This window comes from Arthrobacter oryzae (genome assembly GCF_003634095.1).
Lineage (GTDB): Bacteria > Actinomycetota > Actinomycetes > Actinomycetales > Micrococcaceae > Arthrobacter > Arthrobacter oryzae.
The window spans coordinates 674,108-695,787 of the sequence record NZ_RBIR01000001.1 but is presented as its reverse complement, the minus strand read 5'-3'; the positions used below and the strand labels follow the sequence as shown (position 1 = coordinate 695,787).

The window sequence follows — 21,680 nt, the reverse complement described above, 5'->3', positions numbered from 1 at the left end:
GACGTCCCGGATGCTGGAGGGCGCCGCCAATTGGCGGGGCGAGGCGCCCGCGCCGACGGCGGTCCGGCCCATGTCATGGGGCGGAGGTGGTGCCGGTAGACTTGTAGAGGCCGTGCTCTCGCACCGCCCTGCCCCGGCCCCGCCCAGACTCCACCCGTTGTGCCGCGGCGTTCCCTGTTGTGAAAGGCCTTACCTGCATTGATTACCGTCCAGGATCTCGAACTGCGCGCCGGCGCCCGCCTCCTCATGGACCAGGTGAGCTTCCGGATCGACAAGGGAGACAAGATCGGCCTGGTCGGCCGTAACGGTGCAGGCAAGACCACGCTGACCCGCGTACTCGCAGGTGAAGGCCTGCCCGCCGCGGGCAAGGTGACGCGCACCGGGGAGATCGGCTACCTGCCGCAGGATCCGCGCACCCCGGACATGGAACAGCTCGCACGGGACCGGATCCTGTCCGTGCGCGGCCTGGACATTGCCGTCGGCAAACTCCGTCTGGCCCACGAAGAGATGGCGAGCGAGGACGCCGCGGTCCAGCAGAAGGCGATGAACCGCTATGACCGGCTGGAATCGGAATTCCTGGCCGCCGGCGGCTACGCTGCCGAGGCCGAGGCCGCGGCGATCTGCTCCAACCTCGCCCTGCCGGACCGCCTGCTGAACCAGCCGCTCAAGACCCTTTCCGGTGGACAGCGACGCCGTGTGGAGCTGGCCCGCATTCTGTACTCGGACGCCGAGACCATGCTTCTCGATGAGCCCACCAACCACCTTGACGCCGATTCCATCTCCTGGCTCCGGGAGTTCCTGAAGAACCACCAGGGCGGCCTGATCGTCATCAGCCACGACACCGAGCTGCTCGAGGCCACCGTGAACAAGGTCTTCCTCCTGGATCCCAACCGCGCCCGGATCGACTTCTACAACATGGACTGGAAGCGCTACCTCACCCAGCGCGAAACCGACGAGCGCGCCCGCAAGCGGGAGCGGGCCAACGCGGAGAAGAAGGCCCAGGTCCTGATCGACCAGGCCAACAAGATGCGCGCCAAGGCCACCAAGGCCGTCGCCGCGCAGAACATGGCCAAGCGGGCCGAACGCCTGCTGGGCGGACTCGAAGCCGTCCGCGCGCAGGACAAGGTGGCGGCCCTGCGCTTCCCGGATCCGTCCCCGTGCGGCAAGACCCCGCTGACCGCGGACGGGCTCAGCAAGTCCTACGGCTCGCTGGAGATCTTCACCGACGTCGACCTCGCGATCGACCGCGGATCCAAGGTGGTCATCCTGGGCCTGAACGGCGCCGGCAAAACCACCCTGCTGCGCATGCTCGCCGGCGTGGACAAACCGGACACCGGTGAGGTCGTCGCCGGCCACGGCCTGAAGGTGGGCTACTACGCCCAGGAGCACGAGACGCTCGACGTGGACCGCTCCGTGCTGCAGAACATGCGCTCGTCCGCCCCGGACATGAACGACGCGGAGGTGCGCAACATCCTGGGTTCGTTCCTGTTCTCCGGCGACGACGTCGACAAGCCCGCCGGTGTGCTCTCCGGCGGCGAGAAGACCCGGCTGGCGCTGGCCACCATTGTGGCCTCGAGCGCGAACGTGCTGCTCCTCGACGAGCCCACCAACAACCTGGACCCCGCCAGCCGCGCCGAAATCCTCGGCGCCCTGAGCAACTACACCGGCGCCGTCGTGCTCGTGAGCCACGATGAGGGTGCCGTCGAGGCGCTCAACCCGGAACGCGTCGTCCTGCTTCCCGACGGCATCGAGGACCACTGGAACGAAGACTACCTGGACCTGATCACGCTGGCGTAAGGCGGCCCAGGCTCGCCTTACGCTTCGCACCGCGCTCGATTTGCCGCGTCGCTCCGCTAGCGGTCATCTGGCCAGTGGGGGAGCTAACGGACCGGCATCTCTTCCGCGCCCGTGATCCGGTGCAGGTCTTCGTAGCTGATGGAGAACATCGAGTTGTGGTCGCCCGCCCCTGCCCACAGGACACGGTGGACTGACAGGGACTCGTCGAGCAGGGTCCGGATCTTCTCCGGATGGCCGACCGGGGCGACACCGCCGACTTCCTGGCCCGTGTGCTCCAAGACGAACTCGGGGGTGGCCCGGCGGATCTTGCCGGTCCCCAGCTGCTCGGCAACCTTGTGGACGTCCACTTTGGCCGAGCCGCTGGCCAGGATCAGCAGCGGCGCGCCCTCGACGTCGAACACGAGGCTGTTGGTGATGGCCGCCACGTCGCAGCCCAGCGCGGCAGCCGCGGCCGCCGCCGTCGGGACCTTCGAATCGAACACCGTCACAGTGTCCCGGGCGCCCAACGCAACGAGCGCCCGCTTCACATTGGCCACGGGCGCGGGAAGGCTCTCAGGATTCACGGGTCAGAATCCCTGGGCATCCAGAATGGCGTCTTCCTCTTCCTCCGCCGTGGCGTTCTTGCGCTTGCGGGGGGCCTGGCGGCGTCGCACCGCGGGCCCGCTCGAATGCAGGAACACACCCTCGGCGGCCTCGGCCTCGGCGTCCTCCGCGTCAATCGCGGCATTGCGGGCCTGCTGCCGGGCCGCGTAGCCGAATCCGACGAACATCAGCACGCCGAAGGCGAACCACTGCAGTGAGTAGGAGAGGTGGGTGCCCTCATCCGTGGACGGCTTGGGGAACGGGAAAGGCATGGCCTGCACGGACGGCGACTCGGAGGCAAGCTGGCCGTATGCGCCTGTCAGGAGCGGATAGCCGAGCTGGGTGGAATAGGAGGCGAGGTCGATCGAGGCCAGCTGGCCGTCGGGGGCGCCGCGCTGAAGCGCGGGCTCGCCCGCCTTGAGCCGGGCGACGACGGTCGTTGGTCCCTGCGGCGGTGCCGGCACGGAATCAGGGTGGCCCGGGGTGTTGTTGCCGATCGGCAGCCAGCCGCGGTCGATCACCACGGTTTCGCCGGAATCGAGCTTGAACGGAACCACCACCTCGTAGCCGGGCTGGCCGTTGAGCGGACGGTTGCGGACCACGCGCTGGCCGGCGACGTCGTAGCGTCCCTTCAGTTCCACCTGGGTCCACTCGCGGGCCGGATCGAGCCGGCTGAACTGGTCCCGGATAGTGGCGAAGGGCACGGGAGTGGCTGAATAGTTCGAGACCACCCGGTTGATTTCGGCCAGGGTTTCGGCGCGCCGGTCCATCTGCCACCGGCCCAGGCCCACGCAGCCTGCGGCGAAGATTGCGGCCAGCAACAAGTACCCCAGCCACTTACTGGAGAAGAGAAAGCGGTACATTCAGCCGATCCTGCCTGACGGGTCGAGGGGCACGGTGCCGAGGGCGGCCGTTTCTTTCCACAGTCCGCGGGTCTGGAGGTAGTCCTCAAGCCAGGCGCGGTGCTCGCCGCATGCCAGCCAGATCTTGCGCCGTTCCGGGGTGTGGATCTTGGGGTTGTTCCACAGGAGCTGCCATTCCGCCGCGGCGCGGCAGGCCTTCCGGGAGCAGACGGTTCCGGGGGCCGCGGCGGCGCCGCCGCCGTTCCCGGCCAGGTCAAAGAGATTCATGGAGCTGCCCGTCCGTGCGTGTCGTTGTCGTTCTCATCATCGATCAGCTCGCCCTGCAGCAGAGTCGCCGAGGCGTCGTCGTCGTCCTTGGCGGCCGTCCCGGCCGTCTCCGCCGTCGCCGGGGCGTCCAGCTCTACCCGCGGCGCATAGTCCAGGAGGGAGTCACTGTGAATTTCGGCTTTGTCGCTGCCGTTGGCGATCACCACGGCCACCCATGGCAGGAATACGGCGCCGAGAACCGGGATGAGCTTGAACCAGCCATCCACGACAAAAATGAGGATCAGGCAGACCATGCGGATGCCCATGGCGATGGCGTACTTGATCATCCGCTGGCGCATCTCGTCCGAGTGCGCGGCAGCGGCGTCCGTGATGCTGTGCACCTCGGTGTCGCCGGACTCGGCGTCCGGCCTCCCGGGCACAGGAACACCGGGTCGGTTTTTGAGTGTCACGGCTGTCAGATCACGCTCCCAAGGCTTACTCCGATTCTCTCACCATCGGCGGAGCCGCCCAAACGCGTGCCAACCGGACGCTAAGATCGGAGGCAGGAAAAATCCAGCCCCCAGCGCGGCCGTCCCCGCCGCAGAATCCGGAGCCCCACATGTCTGAGACACCCACCACCGGCCGCAGCGTCCTGATCACCGGCGGAAACCGCGGGATTGGCCTGGCCATCGCCGAGTCGTTCCTGGCCAACGGCGACAAGGTGGCGGTCACGTTCCGCAGCGAGTCGGTGCTGCCGGAGGGCATCCTGGGGGTCAAGGCGGACGTCACGGACGAAGCATCGGTCGACGCTGCGTTCGCCGAGGTCGAAGCCGCCCACGGTCCCGTGGAAGTACTGGTCGCCAACGCCGGCATCACCAAGGACACTCTCCTGATGCGCATGAGCGAAGACGACTTCACGTCCGTGATCGACACGAACCTTACGGGCGCCTTCCGCGTCATCAAGCGCGCGTCCAAGGGCATGATCCGGGCCCGCAAGGGCCGCGTGGTGTTGATTTCCTCGGTGTCCGGCTTGTACGGCGCTCCGGGCCAGATCAACTACTCCGCCTCGAAAGCCGGCCTCGTGGGCATCGCCCGGTCACTCACCCGTGAGCTCGGCGGCCGCGGCATCACCGCGAACGTGGTGGCGCCCGGCTTCATCAACACGGACATGACGGCCGAGCTGCCCGAGGCCACTCAGAAGGACTACCTGACCAAGGTCCCCGCCGGGCGGTTCGCCGAGGCGTCCGAGGTCGCCAACGTCGTGCGCTGGATCGCCAGCGACGAGGCCTCCTACATCTCCGGTGCGGTGATTCCGGTCGACGGCGGCCTCGGCATGGGCCACTAGGCACCACCGACGACCCACGGCCGTCCCGCGCGCACAGGCGGTGCCTGGTGTGGCGGGGACAGGCAGGCGACGGTGGATACCGCCGTCGCCTGCCGTCGTCGTCTCCATCTCCATCAAGGGACGGCCGACTGATTCCTTGACGCCGGGCCCTTTTGCCCTTGGCAGTGCCGCCCCGGGAGCGTGTAATGGCTTCACAGCCCCTGACCTGCCGCGGCAGGGGCGTGGACGCAGGAGGAACATCATGAGTGATCTGAGCAAATGGACGCCCTCGGACATGCTGGAACCGGTACGCCGCTTCCTTGAAGGCGATCTGACGCTGGCGCCCAGCATCAAGATCGAGCAGTTCCAGGAGGGCAACACCCTGGTGGTTCGGGCGGAGGTGCCCGGGATCGATCCCGACAAAGACGTCGACGTCTCGGTTAGCGAGGGCATGCTGAACATCTCGGTGGAGCGGGAGGAAAAGTCCGAGCAAAAGAGCAAGACCGGCTACCGCTCGGAATTCCGCTACGGCTCGGCCTCACGAAGCATCGCGCTGCCTGCCGGGTCGAAGGAAGAAGACGTCACCGCCACGTACAAGGACGGCGTCCTGGAGGTCCGCGCGCCTGCACCCCAGGTGGCGCCCGTTGAAACCACCAGGAAGATCCCCATCGACCGCAGCTGATACGGCGCTGGTCGAGGCGGCACTCGCTGATCCCAGAACCTCCTCCGCTGTCGGCCGGGCGGCGGGGCGTTCGGTGCAGCCGGTCCGCCATGCCCCGGGAACTACGCCGCCGGGGCTTCTTTGTGGACGCTGAACAACTGGAAAGCTGCAATTCGCTGGCATGATGGATTGCAGACCCTCAGTGTTTGGACGTTTGGAACAAAGGAGCTTGTATGGGACTGCTGGAGAACAAGACTGCGATCGTGACCGGTTCGTCGCGCGGAATCGGCGCGGAAGTCGCCAAGTTCCTCGCCGCCGAAGGGGCGGCCGTGGTGGTGAACTACCGCCAGAAAGCGCCGCGTGCCAACAAGGTCGTCGCGGAGATCGAGGCCGCCGGCGGCCGCGCTGTGGCGATCGGGGCGGACCTGACCACCCAGGAAGGCGTCCAGGCGCTGGCCAGTGCCGCCATGGAGAACTTCGGCTCGCTCGACCTCCTGGTCCTGAACGCCTCCGGCGGCATGGAGACCGGCATGGAAGAGGGCTACGCGCTGAAGCTGAACCGGGACGCGCAGGTGAACATGCTCAACGCCGCTGTGCCCCTCATGCCCGAAGGTTCCCGCGTGGTCTTCGTCACCAGCCACCAGGCACACTTCATCAACACGGTGACCACCATGCCCGAGTACGAGCCCGTCGCCCGCAGCAAGCGCGCCGGCGAGGACGCCCTGCGGGGCCTGGTCCCGGACCTGGCAAACAAGGGCATCTCGCTCGTCGTCGTTTCCGGCGACATGATCGAGGGCACCGTCACGGCGACCTTGCTTGACCGTTCCAACCCCGGCGCCATCGAGGCCCGCCGTGCCGAGGCCGGCAAGCTCTACTCGGTCAAGGAGTTTGCCGCCGAGGTCGCCAAGATGGCCACGGCCGACGTCGAGACCGGGCACACCGAATACGTCGGCGGCGCCGACTACTTCGATAAGACCGCAGCCCAGGCAGCGGAGAAGAGTTCCAGCTAGGAGCCCCGGCCGGCTGTCCGGCAGTGGCACGTCACGGCAATGTTCCCAGGAAAATCGCCGTGACGTGCCACCTGCCGTTAAAGCAACAGCACCAAAACAACGACCAATGCGACGGCTAACGCATTAAACCCCGGCGATGTACCGCACCGCATCGAGGTACGGCAGGTTGACGGCGGCGTCCGCGACCGCGCGGACGGCCGGCTTCGCGTTGAAGGCCACCCCTATTCCGGCGGCGCCAAGCATGTCGAGGTCGTTGGCGCCGTCGCCCACGGCAATCGTGTGCTCCATGGGAATGCCCTCGGCGGCGGCCCATTCGCGCAGGTACTTCTCCTTGGCGGCACGGTCGACGACGTCGCCGATCACCTTGCCCGTCAGTGCGCCGTCAACGATTTCGAGTTCGTTGGCGGTCCAGTACCGCAGCCCGAGGTCCTCGGCGATCGGCTCGAGGATCTGGTTGAAGCCGCCGGACACCACGGCCACGGCATGGCCGGCGGCCTGGAACGCCGCCACGAGCTCGGCGGCGCCGTCGGTGAGCCTGACCTCGGCGCGGACCTTCTCCACGACGTCGGATGGCAGCCCCGCCAGCACCGCCACCCGGGCATGCAGGCTCTGGGCAAAGTCCAGCTCGCCGCGCATGGCGGCCTCGGTCACCGCCGTCACTTCCTCGCGCTTGCCCGCATAGGCGGCCAGGAGCTCAATCACTTCCTGCTGGATCAACGTGGAGTCCACATCCATAATCAGGAACTTCCGCGCCGCGCCGCGCAGTGCGGCCGGAACGAGTGCCGTGTCCACGCCGTCGATCCCGGACTCCGCCAGCGCCCGGCGCGGGCCGGCCAGCAGGGCCGCGGTGTTCGTCCGGGACGCGGCGTCAGCGGCCGCTCCGGCCCCCGGCGCAGGGGAGGGCAGCACGCAGTCCGCCGCGTACACCTCGAACCGGCCGTCGCCGCCGCGGGTTTCCTCGCCGACGCTCAGCCCCGCGGCCGCCAGGAGCGATCGCAGCCGCTGGATGTCGGGCAGGGACAGTTTCAGGCCGTAGCTGACTGCGGTCACGTTCAAAGTCATGGCCTCAATCCTAGCGAGCAGGCGGTTGACGGCCCGAATTCGTTGCGCGCCGGCGACGGCCCGGTGACGCGCCGCGGCATGCCACGGCGCCGGTTATCAGTCATCCGCTGTTTTGTCCTAGTGTCTACTCCTATGAGTGAAGTTCTTGAAATGGCCGGCGTCAGCGTTGTACGTGGGGCGAAGACGCTCCTGGACAAGGTGGACTGGCAGGTCAAGGAAGGCGAACGCTGGGTGATCCTGGGTCCCAACGGCGCCGGCAAGACCACTCTGCTGCAGCTGGCCGGCGCCCGGATCCACCCCACGTCGGGCAAGGCCGGAATCCTCGAGGAAGTCCTCGGCGCCGTCGACGTCTTCGAACTCCGGCCCCGGATCGGGCTGTCCTCCGCCGCGCTGGCGAGCCAGATCCCCGAGCAGGAAAAGGTCCTTAACGTGGTGGTCACCGCCGCATACGGCGTGACCGGACGCTGGCGCGAAGGCTACGAGCGCGACGACGAGCGCCGCGCCTTTGGGCTGCTGAACGAGTGGGGGATGGGACCGTTGCTCAACCGCGCCTTCGCCTCGCTCTCGGAGGGCGAGCGCAAGCGCGTCCAGATCGCCCGCGCCCTCATGACCGATCCTGAACTCCTGCTCCTCGACGAGCCCGCGGCGGGCCTTGACCTCGGCGGCCGGGAGGACCTGGTTGAACGCCTGAGCGAACTCGCCCGCGACGAGGCCGCACCCGCGATCGTCCTGGTCACGCATCACCTCGAAGAAGTGCCCCCGGGCTTTACGCATGCCATGCTCCTGCGCGACGGCGGTGTGGTGGCCTCGGGGCCGCTTGCGGAGGTCCTCACGGCCGAAAACCTGAGTGCAACGTTCGGCCTGCCGCTGGACATCACCGTCAACGCCGGCCGGTACACCGCCACCGCCAGCCGCTGACGGGGCCGCTGACCGCGCGTGGAGCTCCTCAATAGCGTCTTCATTTTCTTCGCCGGGCTGTGGGCGGGCACCATCAACAGCGTCGTCGGTTCCGGCACCCTGGTCACCTTCCCGGTGCTGATCGCCCTCGGCTACCCTCCCGTCACCGCCTCGATCAGCAACGCCATGGGGCTCGTGGCCGGAAACGCCGCCGGCGCCTGGGGCTACCGGAGGGAACTGACAGGGCGCGGCCGGCAGCTTCTCCGGCTCCTCCCGGCCTCGCTGCTGGGCGCCGTTACCGGCGCCTACCTGCTGCTGCACCTGCCCGAAAAAGTCTTCTACTACGCCGCCCCCGTCCTGATTGTGCTGGCCCTGCTGATGGTGGCGTTCCAGCCCCGGCTCCAGCGGTGGGTGAAAGACCGGGAGGAAAACCCGGAACACGCCATCCGGGACCGCCGCCACGGTGTCCTGCTCGTGGGGCTGGTGTACCTTGCCGGGGTCTACGGCGGTTATTTCGTCGCGGCCCAGGGCATCCTGCTGGTCGGGATCCTGGGCGTGTTCATGACCGGGACCATCCAGAACGCCAACGCGATGAAGAACATCCTGGTCCTGGGCGTGAACGTCGTCGCAGCGTGCTCCTACCTTCTTTTCGCCTTCGACCGGATCGACTGGCCTGTGGTCGGACTGATCGCCGTGAGCTCCCTGATCGGCGGCGTGATCGGCTCCAAAGTGGGACGCAGGCTCTCCCCGGTGGTCCTGCGCGGGGTTATCTTCGTCCTGGGCCTGGTTGCACTGGGTTTCATGATTGCCAATCTGTTCAAATAGAAATGACCCGCCCGTGACCTTTTACCACCTCGAATCTGCAGACGACCCTCGGGTGTCCGACTACACGAAGCTCACGGACGTGCACCTGCGCAAGGTGCGGGAACCCGCCGAAGGCCTCTACATCGCCGAGTCCTCCCGCGTGCTGCGCCGGGCGCTGGCGGCGGGGCACCGGCCGCGGTCCTTCTTCCTGGCCGAGAAGTGGGCCGAGGACCTGGCGGATGTCTTTGAGCAGTACCCGGACGTGCCGGCCTATATCGGCTCCGCCGCCCTGCTGGAGGAAATCACCGGCTTCCACCTCCACCGGGGCGCCATGGCGGCCATGCACCGGCCCGCGCCGGTGCCGCTGGCGGACCTCCTGGCGGGGGCCCGCCGCGTCGCGGTGCTGGAGGACATCGTGGACCACACGAACGTGGGGGCCATCTTCCGCTCCGCGGCGGCCCTGGGCGTGGACGCTGTGCTGGTCTCACCGCGCTGCGGGGATCCGCTGTACCGGCGTAGCGTACGGGTCAGCATGGGCACAGTGTTCCAGGTTCCGTGGGCCCGGCTGGAGGACTGGACCGAAGGCCTCGCCGCGCTCCAGGAACAGGGCTTCACAGTGGCGGCCATGGAACTTACGGATGACGCCGTCGACCTCGACGAGCTCGCCGCCCGCCGGCCGGAACGGCTGGCCCTGGTGCTGGGGACCGAAGGCGCAGGCATGAGCGAAGGTACCCTGGCCGCCGTCGACCTCGCCGTGAAGATCCCGATGCGCGCCGGGGTGGATTCGCTCAACGTCGCTGCGGCGTCGGCGGTGGCGTTCTGGGAGCTCCGCCCGCGGGACTGAGTCGATCAGCTGAGTCGAACGGCTGAGTCGAACCATTGCGGCGAACCATTGCAGCGAATCACTGCGGCGAACCCTTGAAACGAGCCCCTGCCGGGCCGGGCTGACGTGCGCCGACGGTGTTCGTCAGCCCGCGCGCCATCGGCTATGATTGATAGCTGGCCGTCCGGTACATTCCGCCGGCTATCCCATTCATACCTGGCAGCTGGCAAAATCCAGTTGTGCGAACAAAGGTCCAATTATGAAGTCTAATACCCACCCGAAGTACGAAGCTGTTGTTTTCAACGACCTGGCTTCCGGCGTCAAGTTCCTGACCAAGTCCACCGTGTCTTCTTCGAAGACCATCGAGTGGGAAGACGGCAACACCTACCCGGTCATCGACGTCGAAATCTCCTCCGAGTCCCACCCGTTCTACACGGGTAAGCAGCGCATCATGGACTCCGCAGGCCGCGTCGAGCGCTTCAACGCTCGCTTCAAGGGCTTCGGCGGCAAGAAGTAACCTTCTTTCCCCAAGGTCTTATGGAAGGCCCGCACCGGCAACGGTGCGGGCCTTCTTGCGTACCTGCCGCATTCCCGGCGTCGCGGTCTCGCGGGTTCCCGGACGCATGCGGCAGGATGGATGTCATGACATCCCTTCCTCTGGCCCCCGGTTCCGGCAACGACGACGGCGGCCGTCACCACGGCGAGTACAAGGTCCCCGGCGGCAAGCTGGTGGTCGCCGATTTCGACGTCGTGGACGGCGTGCTGGCCCACGTCTCGCTGAGCGGCGATTTCTTCCTGGAACCGGATGAGGCACTGCCGGAGATCAACCGGGCGCTCACCGGACTGCCCACGGATTCGAGCGCCGCCGATATCGCGGCTGCCGTGAGCGCCGCCCTGCCCGAAGGGGCCGTGCTGTTCGGTTTTTCGACCGACGCCGTCGCGGTCACCGTGCGCCGTGCCCTGGCGAAGGCGACCGGCTGGGCGGACCACCACTGGAACATCATCGGCCCGTCCGTGTTGCCCACCCACGTCAACGTCGCCCTGGACGAGGTCCTCACGGAGGAAGTGGGCGCCGGCCGGCGCAACCCCACGCTGCGGTTCTGGGACTGGGAAGAGCCGTCCGTGGTGATCGGAAGCTTCCAGTCGGTGCGCAATGAACTCCACCCCGCGGGCGTGGCCCGGCACGGCATCAGCGTGGTCCGCCGGATCAGCGGCGGGGGAGCGATGTTCATGGAGGCCGGCAACTGCATCACCTACTCGCTTTACCTCCCGCAGACCCTCGTGGACGGCATCAGCTTCGCGGACTCGTACAGTTTCCTGGACGCCTGGGTGATGGCGGCCCTGGAAAAGGTCGGCATCAGCGCCTTCTACGTGCCGCTCAACGACATCGCGACCGAGCACGGCAAGATCGGCGGCGCGGCCCAGAAGCGGCTCGCGAACGGCGGGATGCTGCACCACGTCACCATGAGTTACGACATCGACGCCGACAAGATGGTCGAGGTGCTGAGGATCGGCCAGGAGAAACTGTCGGACAAGGGCACCAGGAGCGCCAAGAAGCGGGTGGATCCGCTCCGGCGTCAGACCGGCATGGCCCGCGCCGAGATCGTCGCGGCCATGATGGACGTCTTTACCGAACGCTATAGCGCGACGCCGTCCGAAGTCACCGACGCCGAGCTGGAGGCCGCCAGCCATCGCGTGCGGACCAAGTTCGGCACAGCGGAGTGGCTGCACCGCGTTCCATAGAAGCCCGTTCCATAAAAGCCCGTTCCTTAAAAGCCCGCCGAGAGCGTCTGCGCCGCGAGCGACCGGTCCAGATGGCTGCGCTGTTCGATGACGATGCGCCGCAGGGCCCGCGGGGCATCCGGATGGGTCGAAAGCCAGGTGTCGGTGCGGACCAGCACGGGGTGGGTCCCGGGCGTTCCGCCCTGGCCGTCGAGGTCCTGTCCCGCGGGATAGAAGCCGCGGACAATCCGGCCGGCGATCTCAATGCTCCGGTCCGCCCAGACCTGCTCGAGGCACTCGTAGTACGGTTCGATGAATTCGGCTAGCAGCGGCGCCGCGCCGGTGTTGAACCCTGCGATGGTGGCGCTCAGGAGCTGGTTGGACAGCCCCGTGCCGTGGACGGCGGCCTCCCAAGCTGCCGCCTTGACGGACGCCTGCGGCCGGGCAGCGAGGGCCGTGGCGTGCCCGGACTTGCCCGCCGCAGTGTTGTCGCGGGCCAGTTCCTGGTCCAGCTGGTCCGGTGAGGCCTGATCGTGTGCCGCGAGGGCATGCCAGAAGTTCCAGCGCAGCTCTGCGTCCACCGCGAGGCCCTCGATCACCGTGCTGCCGTCCAGGATGCCGCGGACCAGGTCGAGGCGGCCGGCGTCGTAGCGGCTGGTGGAAGCCAACGTCCGGGCCCAGGCCAGTTGCTGGTCGGATCCCGGCGCTGCCGCCTGCAGCTGTTCGGCCGCGGCGGTGAGGAAGCCCCGGCGCACCGCGTCCCGCTGTCCCGGGGCGACATACCGTTCCACCGCCGTCGAGGCGTTGCCCAGCACGTTGAGCAGGACGCCGATTCCCGGTTCGGCCGGCCCGAACCGCTGGACGGCGTCGACATAGAGCGAAGCCGGCGTAACCGCATCGCGGGCAGAGTCCCAGAGCGCCGTCCAGCACAGCGCCCGCGCCATGGGGTCGCGCAGCTTGTCCAAGGACTCGCGCACGGTGGCTTCGGAATGCGGGTCCAGCCGGACCTTGGCGTAGCTGAGGTCGTCGTCGTTGACCAGCAGCAATGCCGGCCTAGGTTTGCCGGCCAGGGCGGTCACCTCGGTCCGGGCACCCCTGAGGTCTGTTTCGACGCTGTCCGTGCGGACCAGGGCGCCGGCGCCGTCAACGTTGTACAGGCCGATCCGCAGGCGGTGCGGCCGCGGCTCCTGCCGGCCGGTGGCCGGATCCACGGCGTCCTGCAGTACGGCTACGGCACTGAGCGGATCCCCGTCCCGGGTGATTGCGTCGGACTGGCTGATCTCGCACGAAAGGGTCGAGATGCCGGAGGTCTGGAGCCATTGGCGCGCCCACTCGGCGAGGTCGCGCCCGGACGCATCGCTCAGCGCCGCCAGCAGCTCGGCGAGGGTGGTGTTGCCGTAGGCATGATCGCGGAAGTACCGTCGGGACCCGGCAATGAACGCCTCGAACCCGACGTAAGCCACAAGCTGCTTGAGCACCGAGGCGCCCTTGGCGTAGGTGATGCCGTCGAAGTTCTGCTTCGCGGCCTCCAGATCCGGGATGTCGGCGACGATCGGGTGCGTGGTGGGGAGTTGGTCCTGGACGTAGGCCCAGGCTTTGCGGTTGTTAGCAAAATTTACCCAGGCCGTGTCCCAGTCCGTGGTGCGGTCCACACCCAAGGTGCCCATGTAGTCGGCGAAGGATTCCTTGAGCCACAAGTCGTCCCACCACTTCATGGTGACGAGGTCGCCGAACCACATGTGCGCCATCTCGTGCAGGAGGGTGTTGGCGCGGGCCTGGTACTGCGAGTCTGCGGCCCGGGAAGTGAAGACGTAGCTTTCGGTGAAGGTCACGAGTCCCGGGTTTTCCATCGCGCCCAGGTTGTACTCGGGCACGAATGCCTGTTCGTATTTGCCCCACGGATAGGGGAAGTCGAAGAGTTCGTTGAAGAAGGACAGCCCGTTCTTGGTGAGGCTGAAGAGCTCCCCGGCGTCGAAGGAAGCGGCCATGGAGGCACGGCAGTAGAGTGCCAGCGGGACCTGGAGGACCGTGCCGTCGGCCAGCGTGCCGCTCCAGGCGTCCTCCGCCTTGAAGTACGGTCCGGCGAGGACGGTGGTGATGTAGGTGGACATCGCCTTGGTGGGGGCGAAGTCCCAGCGGCTCGTGGCCGGGTCGCTCGTCAGCTCGGTGCGCAGGACCTCGGCGCCATTGGAGGACACCTGCCAGTGCGAGGGTGCCATGACGTGGAACGTGAACTCGGCCTTCAGGTCGGGCTGCTCGAAGTTCGCGAACACCCGGCGGGCGTCCGCGGGTTCGTACTGGGTATAGAGGTAGCACTGCCCGTCGGCGGGATCAACGAAGCGGTGCATGCCCTCACCGGAGGTGCTGTACAGGGCGGTCCCGGTGATGGTGACCTGGTTTTCGGCCTGCAGGTTCTCCAACCGGATCCGGGAACCGTCCACGACGTCGGCGACGGGCAGGCCCTTGCCGTTGAGGAAGACGCTGTGCACGCTGCCCGCGATGAAGTCCACGAAGGTGGACGCGCCAGGCTCGCTGGCCGAGAACGTGATGACGCTGCGGCTCTGGTAGCCGGCGACGCTGGGGTCAGCGGCCTGCCGGACATCAAGGGAGACGTCGTAGCTGTGCGTGGTGATGAGGGCGGCGCGGTCCGCGGCCTCGTCGCGGCTTAGATTCTGGTTCGACACCAAGCTATCTAATCACGGCAGCCTGTGTGCCGGATCACGCCGCCGGGGGACCTCTGGAAGGTACGGACGTCAGGTAGCCGGGAACATCAGGAAGGCGGCGCCCAGGCCCAGCAGGGCGATCAAGAGCCACGACGCGAGCGCGGCCAGCAGCGCCCGGCCGCCGGTGTGCAGGAGCTGGCGCACACGGACGGCCGAGCCCAGCCCGAACAACGCCATGCCCAGCAGGGCGTCCTGGAGGGCAGCGGCGGCATCCAGGACGGCGGGGGACAGCCAGCCGGCGGTCCGAAGGCCGGCCAACGCCACGAATCCGATCACAAACAGCGGGATCACCGGCGGCCGGGTGGCGCCGTCGGCTTCCGCGCCCAGGCGGTGGTGGATCCCTGCGATGGCGACCACCGGTGCCAGCAGGATCACCCGGGACAGTTTGACGACGACGGCGACCGCCAAGGCGGTGGCGCCCGCGGTCTGGGCAGTGGCGACCACCTGCCCGACGTCGTGCACCGAGGCGCCGGTCCATGCCCCGAAGATCTCCGCATCGAGCCCCAGCGGCCGCGCCAGCAGCGGCAGCACCCCGATCGCCAGCGTTCCGCACAGAGTCACGAGCGCGACCGGCAGGACCGTTTCCTCCTGCCGGATCCGGCGAACGGCCGCCATTGCCCCGATCGCGGACGCCCCGCAGATCGCGAATCCGGTGGCCACGAGCAGCGAAACGCGGGGCGGAAGCCGGAAAAGCCGGCTGATCCCGTAGGTGCCCGCAAACGCAGCCGCCACGACGGCCGCGACCAGCAGCAGCGCAGCCCAGCCCAGCCCGAGCACATCGCCGAGGCTGACCTTCAGGCCCAGCACCACGATTCCTGCCCGCATCAGATGCTTCCCGGCGAAGTCGAGCCCGGGACGAGCCGGCCCGGCGGTCCAGGCTGCCACGCCAGGAAGGTTCGCCGCCATGAGGCCGAGCACCACGGCAAGGGTCATTGCGGGCACCGCGGGGAGCAGCAGATGGACGGCGACGGCGACGGCAACGGCCGCTGCGGCGGCGAGCAGGCCTGGCGCGGCGGCGGCCGCGGATCTGGTGGGAAGCACGCCCCTACATTGCCGTACGCGGCGGGTAAACAGTAACTGTGGCCGCCCGGCGGGCGTGCCGGCAGGCGTGCCTGGACGGGGTTTGGACGAACGCCCGGCCGGCGGGAGTGCACCGTGCCGACCGCACGGTGCGCCGGGCCGGAGACCGCCGAAATGATTTCGCAGCAAAAAATGTGATTGGCTTGTCACCATGTCTGACCTATTCCAGGATTACTCCGAGGCTGCCGGCCGCTCCGGCGCCTATGACGAGATGTTTGCCCCCGGCCAGCAGGCCCGGGAATCGTACGGGCAGGTGGCCGTGGCCCTGCGGGAACTGTCGCTGGCCGATGTCAGCGCCCGCGCCGATTCGATGGCGCGTACCTTCCTGGACCGCGGTGTCACGTTCGACTTCGCGGGCGAGGAACGTCCCTTCCCCCTGGATATCGTCCCGCGCGTGATCCCCGCCGAGGAGTGGAGCGTCCTGGAACGCGGCGTGGCACAGCGCGTCCGGGCTCTTGAGGCCTTCCTCAACGACGTCTACGACAAGATGACCGTGGTGTCCGACGGCGTCATCCCGCGCCAGCTGGTCACCACGAGTGCCCACTTCCACCGTCAGGTGCACGGCTTTGAGCCCGCCGGCGGCGTCCGGGTGCACATTTCCGGGATCGACGTCGTCCGCGACGCCGAGGGCACCTTCCGGGTCCTCGAGGACAACGTGCGCGTGCCCTCCGGCGTCAGCTACGTCCTGGAGAACCGCCGGGCCATGGCCAAAGGCCTGCCCGAGGCCTTCGGCCAGCAGCTCATCCGCCCGGTCGAGGAGTACCCGCGCCGGCTCCTGTCCGCGCTGCGCAAGACCGCGCCGTCCGGCGTCGACGATCCCACGGTGGTGGTCCTGACCCCCGGCGTCTTCAACAGCGCCTACTTCGAGCACACCCTGCTCGCCGGCCTCATGGGCGTCGAACTGGTCGAGGGCCGTGACCTCATCTGCCGCGGCAACCGCGTCTACATGCGAACGACGGCGGGCGAGCAGCGCGTAGATGTCATCTACAAGCGCATCGACGACGAGTTCCTGGACCCGTTGCAGTTCCGCGCCGATTCCATGCTCGGGTGCCCGGGCCTGGTCAACGCGGCCCGCGCGGGGGGTGTCACCATCGCCAACGCGGTCGGCAACGGCGTCGCCGACGACAAGCTCGTCTACAGCTACGTCCCGGACCTGATCCGCTACTACCTCAGCGAGGAGCCGCTGATCGCCAACGTGGACACGTTCCGGCTGGAGGAGAAGGAAGCCCGGGAACACGTCCTGGACCGGCTTGACGAGCTCGTGGTCAAACCCGTCGACGGCTCCGGCGGCAAGGGCCTCGTGATCGGCCCGGACGCGTCCAAGGACGAACTCGATGCCCTGCGCAAGCGGATCATCGCCGACCCCCGCGGGTGGATCGCGCAGCCGGTGCTGCAGCTGTCCACCGTCCCCACGCTCAGCGGTGACAAGTTCGGCCCCCGGCACGTGGACCTGCGCCCTTTCGCAGTCAACGATGGTGAGGACGTCTGGGTACTCCCCGGCGGCCTCACCCGGGTGGCCCTCAAGGAGGGTTCACTGATCGTCAATTCCAGCCAGGGCGGCGGCTCCAAGGACACGTGGGTGCTGGCCGATTCGCCGCAGATGCCGGTCGAGGTTATCCCGCGTCCCGCCATCGCGGTACGCGAGCGGGTCTCGGTCTGGCCCGTGGAGAGCAACTGGCGTGACAGCCAGAAAGAGCAGCAGCAGCAGCAGATTTCTGACGCGCAGGAGGTACCCGCGAATGCTTAGCCGTATTGCCGAGTCACTGTTTTGGATCGGCCGCTACGTGGAACGGGCCGACGGCACGGCGCGGATCCTCGACGTCCACCTCGAGCGGCTCAATCACCTGCCCATGGCGGAGCAGCGCAGCGTTGCGCAGGAACTGCTCGCCGTCATGGGTGCCCGGGCGCAGAACGACGACTTCGGCCTGCCGGAACTGCTCAACGCCCTCGCCTACGACAAGCAGAGTGCGACGTCGATTGCCGGCTCGCTCGGTGCGGCCCGGGAAAACGCCCGGCGAGCCCGCGAGACCGTCTCCTCCGGGCTCTGGGAAAGCCTCAACACGACCTACTACGGGCTGAATCAGCACCGCAAGGACGTTGTGGGCACCTACCGGTTCTGCAACTGGGTCCTGGAGCGCACGGCGATGGTCAGCGGCCTTGCCGACACCACCGTCAGCCACGACGAGAGCTGGCTGTTCCTGGTCCTGGGCCGCTCGCTGGAGCGCGCCGACATGACCGCCCGCATGCTCTCCACGCGCGACGTCCTCTCGGCCGGCATGTCCTGGGTCAACATGCTCCGCTGCGCGGGAGCGTACGAATCCTTCCTGCGGACCCGCCGGGCGGCCTTCGGCGACCAGCACGCGGCAGAATTCCTGCTCCTGGACCGGCTGTTCCCGCGCTCCATCGTGTACGCCCTGCGCGACGCCGACGAATGCCTGGCGAAGCTTGATCCGTCCGCCCAGCGCGTCGGATTCATCAACGACGCCCGCCGGATTGTCGGCCAGGCCCGCACGTTCCTGGAGTTCCACCGCACCGATGACCTCATGTCGGAGCTCCCGGAACACATGGAACGTGTGCAAAAAGCCGTTTCGCAGGCCTCGGACGCCATTTCCCGTAAGTACTTCAATCAGGCAGACGAACTGGCCTGGGTGGGAGAAGTTTCATGACCCGGCTGAAGATCGTCCACACGACGGCCTACAAGTACAACAAGCGTGTCACCCTGTCCTACAACGAGGCCAGGATGACCCCATTGACGGACCCGCAGCAGGTGGTGCTGGAGTCCTCCATGAAGGTTTCGCCCTCCCAGGCGGCCCTGAGCAGCTACCGCGACTACTGGGGAACGCGCGTGACGGCCTTCGACATGCAGATGCCGCACGATCACCTTGAGGTGCTGTCCACCACCACCGTTGAGGTGCACCGGGTGGAGAAGATGGCAGCCGAGGCCGACATCGTCGGCTGGGACGCCCTGGCCGCCCCGGAGAGGCTCAACCAGTTCAGCGACTGGATTCCGCAGTCCCAGCTGACCGGTCCCGGCTCCGAGGTGCTCAGCATCATTCCGGGCGTCGTCGAGGGAAAGTCCCCGCACGAGGCCGCCATGGCGGTGTTTGCCTGGATGCGCGGGGAAATGACGTACATGAAGGGTTCCACCGGCGTCACCACGAACGCCGAGCAGGCCTGGAACCAGCGCCAGGGCGTCTGCCAGGACCTGGCCCACCTGGCCATCGGCGCCCTGCGCAGTTGCGGGATCCCCGCCCGGTACGTGTCCGGCTACCTTCACCCCCGCTCGACGGCGGATCTGGGTGAGGCGGTTGCCGGCCAGTCCCATGCGTGGCTCGAATGGTGGGACGGCGAATGGCGTAGCTGGGACCCGACCAACCACAAGCCGGCGGGGGACTTCCACGTCACCGTGGCGCGGGGCCGGGACTACCGGGACGTGCCGCCGCTGAAGGGCATCCTGTCCGGCGGCGGGGGATCGGCGCTGAGCGTGAGCGTGGAGATCACCCGCCTCGCCTAGCTGCCCTCATCTTCTACGTTGCGCTATCAGATAGGGCTGCCCTGACGCCTCAGGGCAGCCCTATCTGATAGCGCATTTGGTTTATTTGGGGTTATTCGAGACCGGACCGGGTGGCGTCGTCCAGCGGCGTCCACCACGTCATCGGGGGCACCACCTTGAAGCGGCGGCCGGTGACGGTGTCCGGCGTGATCCGGACAAAGTGTTCCTTCTTCCCGGCCTGCCAGGGGAACAGCAGCAGGCCGACGGTGTCCATGATTTCCTCCGGGTTCTTCACCGGTGCGGCCTGGCCCTTGATCACGACGCTCCAGGCGATTCCGGTGTCCGGGTCCACGCCGTCGGCTTCCACAGCAACGGGGGTATCTCCGGTGGCCGCCTGCAGTTTGGTGCCCTCCGCGGTCCGGAACACGAGGGTCCCGTGATCCACCTTGTAGTTGATGGGGAAGATGTCCGGATGGTCGTCCACCCAGACCGCCAGCCTGCCCACCGTGACGCTGCGCAGCAGCCGCCAGCATTCGTGAGGTTCGAGATTTTCCACAGCGTGGGTCTGGTCCTTCGGCTGGTTGCCGCCCGGGTTCGCGTCAGTACTCATGCGGGCGAGCCTACGCCGGGGGCCTTTCCGGATGCTAGGGCAAAAGGTCCCAGCCGCCCGACATTCTGCGATTTCTCGGGTCCTTTCGGGCGGTTCACGGTATTCTTGCACTAGGCCGTCAGCGTCGACGTGCGCCGGAGCGAGTGGGGGCAATGACATGCATTCAACGGGTGAGAGTTCAGGCCATACTGTATCCGAGCCAAAAGCCGGCGTGGATGAACTCCTCAAGGGGTTCGTAGTCCGCGCAGAAGAGCTGCTGCAGTCCAAGGAACGAATGGCCGGACTGCTGGAAGCGGTCGTGGCTTTGGCGGAGGACCTTAGCCTGGACGCCGTCCTGGAACGGGTAGTCGAGTCGGCCTGCCGGCTGTTGCACGCCCGTTTCGGTGCGCTGGGGGTCATCGGGGCCGACCACGCGCTGAGCCACTTCATCACCGTCGGCATCGACTCCGACCTCGCCAGCAGGATCGGCCCGCTGCCGACCGGCCACGGCGTGCTTGGCCTCTTGATTTCGTCGCCCCGGCCGCTGCGGCTGCACGATCTTCGCCAGCACCCGGAGTCTTACGGCTTCCCGGCGAACCACCCGCCCATGCAGTCCTTCCTCGGCGTCCCGGTGCGCGTCCGGGACGTGGTGTTCGGAAACCTCTACCTCACGGAGAAGGAAGGCGGGGAGGACTTCACCGCCGAGGACGAGGCCCTTGCCGTGGCGTTGGCGGCAGCCGCGGGCGTCGCGATTGAAAACGCCCGGCTCTACGATGACGCGCGCCGCAGGGCCCGCTGGCTGGAGGCCAGCATGGACGTCTCCGGACTGATGCTGAGCCTGGACCGCGATTACACCTCCGGCGGCCTGGATCCCATTGCCGGCCGTGCGCTGCAGGAGTCCGCGTCCGATCTCGCCTTGCTGGTGGCACCTGCCGCTGACAGCCCTGGCCACGTGGTGATCGGTGTTGCGGGTGAACGGGGCCCTTCCTTTTCCGGAAGGTCCCTGCGGCTGGAATCCGAGCTTCTGGAGGGAGTCCTCGACGGCGGCGAACCGGTGGTGATTGATGACGCGTCGGAGGTGGTCGGCGAGCTTGACGCCGGCGTCACGGGGCCGCTGCTGGCGGTGGCACTCAGTACCCAGGGCGCCCACCACGGGCTCCTGCTGCTGGCACGGAACAAGGACTCGGTACGCTACGCGAGGACCGACATTGAGATGGGGGCCGTGTTCGGATCCCACGTGGCCCTGGCCCTGGAGCTGTCCCGGGTGCACCGGCTGCGCGAAGAGCTCGTGGTCTTCACCGATCGCGACCGGATCGCCCGGGACCTGCACGACCTCGTCATCCAGCGGCTCTTCGCCGCCGGACTGAGCGTGCAGAGCCTCACCAGGTTTACTAAGGATGAGCTGGCGCTGGAGCGGATCCGCACCATCACGGGCGAGCTTGATGAGGCGATCCGAAGCCTCCGGGACACCATCTACTCGCTGAAGACCAACACCGGCGTGACGGAACTGTTGAGCGGCCGGATCCGCAGGGTCACGCGAAGTTCGTCGAAGTCCATGCCCGTTCCTCCGCGGCTGACCATCACCGGACCGGTGGACGCCGTGACACCGGATAAGGCAGACAACGTCGTCGCGGTGGTCTCTGAAGGCCTCAGCAACGCGATCCGGCACTCCGGCGCGGACACCATTTCAGTCTCCGTTGCAGTGGTCAAGGGCCGGGTAAACGTCGTGATCAGCGATAACGGCTCCGGATTCGCCCATCCCGGAAAACGCAATGGACTGACAAATCTCGAGGACCGGGCAAGGATGCTCGACGGCGAGTGCGTCATCACGAGCGCCCCGGACGCCGGCACCAGCCTGGAGTGGTCGGTTCCGCTCTAACCGGCCGTCTGTGCCAAATCCCCGTGCCGAAATCCCTGTGCCGACAATTCAGTGCCGACAATCCCCGGCATGACAACGTGCCCGGGAGGCCCCGGCACGACAACGTGCCCAGGAGGCCCCGGGAA

The 21,680-nt window shown here is 67.5% G+C and carries 21 protein-coding genes; 13 read left to right on the top strand and 8 right to left on the bottom strand.

Annotated elements, in window-relative coordinates:
- The first annotated feature begins 198 nt into the window (after positions 1-198).
- Complete coding sequence (locus C8D78_RS03290) at positions 199-1,797, top strand: ABC-F family ATP-binding cassette domain-containing protein (RefSeq protein WP_120950415.1); 1,599 nt, start codon at positions 199-201, stop codon at positions 1,795-1,797.
- A gap of 83 nt (positions 1,798-1,880) precedes the next feature.
- Here the strand turns inward: C8D78_RS03290 and C8D78_RS03285 are convergent, their stop codons facing one another.
- The 4 genes from C8D78_RS03285 to C8D78_RS03270 are packed head-to-tail and all read right to left on the bottom strand — an operon-like array spanning position 1,881 to position 3,958.
- Complete coding sequence (locus C8D78_RS03285; RefSeq protein ID WP_120950414.1) at positions 1,881-2,360, bottom strand: YbaK/EbsC family protein; 480 nt, start codon at positions 2,358-2,360, stop codon at positions 1,881-1,883.
- 3 nt (positions 2,361-2,363) lie between these two features.
- A complete protein-coding gene (locus tag C8D78_RS03280; RefSeq protein WP_120950413.1) occupies positions 2,364-3,242 on the bottom strand; it encodes an SURF1 family cytochrome oxidase biogenesis protein in 879 nt (292 codons plus the stop codon).
- Positions 3,243-3,509 (bottom strand): hypothetical protein, encoded by a 267-nt coding sequence (locus tag C8D78_RS03275; RefSeq protein WP_120950412.1) that lies wholly within the window; start codon positions 3,507-3,509, stop codon positions 3,243-3,245.
- Entirely contained in the window at positions 3,506-3,958 is a 453-nt protein-coding gene (locus tag C8D78_RS03270; protein WP_120950411.1) for a DUF3099 domain-containing protein, read from the bottom strand. The genes C8D78_RS03275 and C8D78_RS03270 overlap by 4 nt, the downstream gene beginning before the upstream one ends.
- A 149-nt stretch (positions 3,959-4,107) precedes the next feature.
- Between C8D78_RS03270 and fabG the strand changes: the two genes are divergently transcribed.
- The 3 genes from fabG to C8D78_RS03255 all read left to right on the top strand — a co-directional run bounded on the left by fabG (position 4,108) and on the right by C8D78_RS03255 (position 6,483).
- On the top strand, positions 4,108-4,833 hold the full coding sequence (fabG, locus tag C8D78_RS03265) for a 3-oxoacyl-ACP reductase FabG (RefSeq protein ID WP_120950410.1): 726 nt from the start codon (positions 4,108-4,110) through the stop codon (positions 4,831-4,833).
- Positions 4,834-5,074: 241 nt separating this feature from the next.
- Positions 5,075-5,494: an Hsp20/alpha crystallin family protein gene (locus C8D78_RS03260; protein WP_120950409.1), complete on the top strand. Its 420-nt coding sequence runs from the start codon at positions 5,075-5,077 to the stop codon at positions 5,492-5,494.
- A 212-nt stretch (positions 5,495-5,706) separates the two neighbouring features.
- Complete coding sequence (locus tag C8D78_RS03255) at positions 5,707-6,483, top strand: SDR family oxidoreductase (RefSeq protein ID WP_120950408.1); 777 nt, start codon at positions 5,707-5,709, stop codon at positions 6,481-6,483.
- A gap of 123 nt (positions 6,484-6,606) precedes the next feature.
- Here C8D78_RS03255 and serB read toward each other — a convergent pair whose 3' ends face one another.
- Positions 6,607-7,545, bottom strand: a complete 939-nt coding sequence (serB, locus tag C8D78_RS03250) for a phosphoserine phosphatase SerB (RefSeq protein ID WP_120950407.1) — start codon at positions 7,543-7,545, stop codon at positions 6,607-6,609.
- A gap of 132 nt (positions 7,546-7,677) precedes the next feature.
- Between serB and C8D78_RS03245 the strand changes: the two genes are divergently transcribed.
- From C8D78_RS03245 to lplAB, 5 genes are all read left to right on the top strand, one after another.
- On the top strand, positions 7,678-8,463 hold the full coding sequence (locus C8D78_RS03245; RefSeq protein ID WP_120950406.1) for an ABC transporter ATP-binding protein: 786 nt from the start codon (positions 7,678-7,680) through the stop codon (positions 8,461-8,463).
- A gap of 18 nt (positions 8,464-8,481) precedes the next feature.
- Complete coding sequence (locus tag C8D78_RS03240; RefSeq protein ID WP_120950405.1) at positions 8,482-9,267, top strand: sulfite exporter TauE/SafE family protein; 786 nt, start codon at positions 8,482-8,484, stop codon at positions 9,265-9,267.
- Between the two features lie 13 nt (positions 9,268-9,280).
- Complete coding sequence (locus C8D78_RS03235) at positions 9,281-10,090, top strand: TrmH family RNA methyltransferase (RefSeq protein WP_120950404.1); 810 nt, start codon at positions 9,281-9,283, stop codon at positions 10,088-10,090.
- Positions 10,091-10,328: 238 nt separating this feature from the next.
- Positions 10,329-10,586, top strand: a complete 258-nt coding sequence (locus tag C8D78_RS03230; protein ID WP_018772953.1) for a type B 50S ribosomal protein L31 — start codon at positions 10,329-10,331, stop codon at positions 10,584-10,586.
- 125 nt (positions 10,587-10,711) lie between these two features.
- Positions 10,712-11,812, top strand: coding sequence for a lipoate-protein ligase LplAB (gene lplAB, locus C8D78_RS03225; protein ID WP_120950403.1), 1,101 nt, complete (start codon positions 10,712-10,714; stop codon positions 11,810-11,812).
- 26 nt (positions 11,813-11,838) lie between these two features.
- Here lplAB and pepN read toward each other — a convergent pair whose 3' ends face one another.
- Positions 11,839-14,475, bottom strand: coding sequence for an aminopeptidase N (gene pepN / locus C8D78_RS03220; protein WP_120950683.1), 2,637 nt, complete (start codon positions 14,473-14,475; stop codon positions 11,839-11,841).
- Between the two features lie 69 nt (positions 14,476-14,544).
- A complete protein-coding gene (locus tag C8D78_RS03215) occupies positions 14,545-15,555 on the bottom strand; it encodes a YeiH family protein (RefSeq protein WP_120950402.1) in 1,011 nt (336 codons plus the stop codon).
- A 190-nt stretch (positions 15,556-15,745) separates the two neighbouring features.
- Between C8D78_RS03215 and C8D78_RS03210 the strand changes: the two genes are divergently transcribed.
- Genes C8D78_RS03210 through C8D78_RS03200 form a run of 3 tightly spaced genes read left to right on the top strand, consistent with a single transcriptional unit; the run spans position 15,746 to position 19,108 of the window.
- On the top strand, positions 15,746-17,341 hold the full coding sequence (locus C8D78_RS03210; RefSeq protein ID WP_120950401.1) for a circularly permuted type 2 ATP-grasp protein: 1,596 nt from the start codon (positions 15,746-15,748) through the stop codon (positions 17,339-17,341).
- Complete coding sequence (locus C8D78_RS03205; RefSeq protein WP_120950400.1) at positions 17,334-18,260, top strand: alpha-E domain-containing protein; 927 nt, start codon at positions 17,334-17,336, stop codon at positions 18,258-18,260. Before C8D78_RS03210 ends, C8D78_RS03205 begins: the two co-directional genes overlap by 8 nt.
- Positions 18,257-19,108, top strand: a complete 852-nt coding sequence (locus tag C8D78_RS03200; protein ID WP_120950399.1) for a transglutaminase family protein — start codon at positions 18,257-18,259, stop codon at positions 19,106-19,108. Before C8D78_RS03205 ends, C8D78_RS03200 begins: the two co-directional genes overlap by 4 nt.
- 91 nt (positions 19,109-19,199) lie before the next feature.
- Here C8D78_RS03200 and C8D78_RS03195 read toward each other — a convergent pair whose 3' ends face one another.
- On the bottom strand, positions 19,200-19,697 hold the full coding sequence (locus C8D78_RS03195; RefSeq protein ID WP_120950398.1) for a pyridoxamine 5'-phosphate oxidase family protein: 498 nt from the start codon (positions 19,695-19,697) through the stop codon (positions 19,200-19,202).
- A gap of 157 nt (positions 19,698-19,854) precedes the next feature.
- Here C8D78_RS03195 and C8D78_RS03190 point away from each other — a divergent pair, with 157 nt between their 5' ends.
- Positions 19,855-21,555 carry a GAF domain-containing sensor histidine kinase gene (locus C8D78_RS03190; protein WP_120950397.1) on the top strand — a complete coding sequence of 567 codons (1,701 nt, stop codon included), beginning with the start codon at positions 19,855-19,857 and terminating at the stop codon, positions 21,553-21,555.
- Positions 21,556-21,680: the final 125 nt, after the last annotated feature.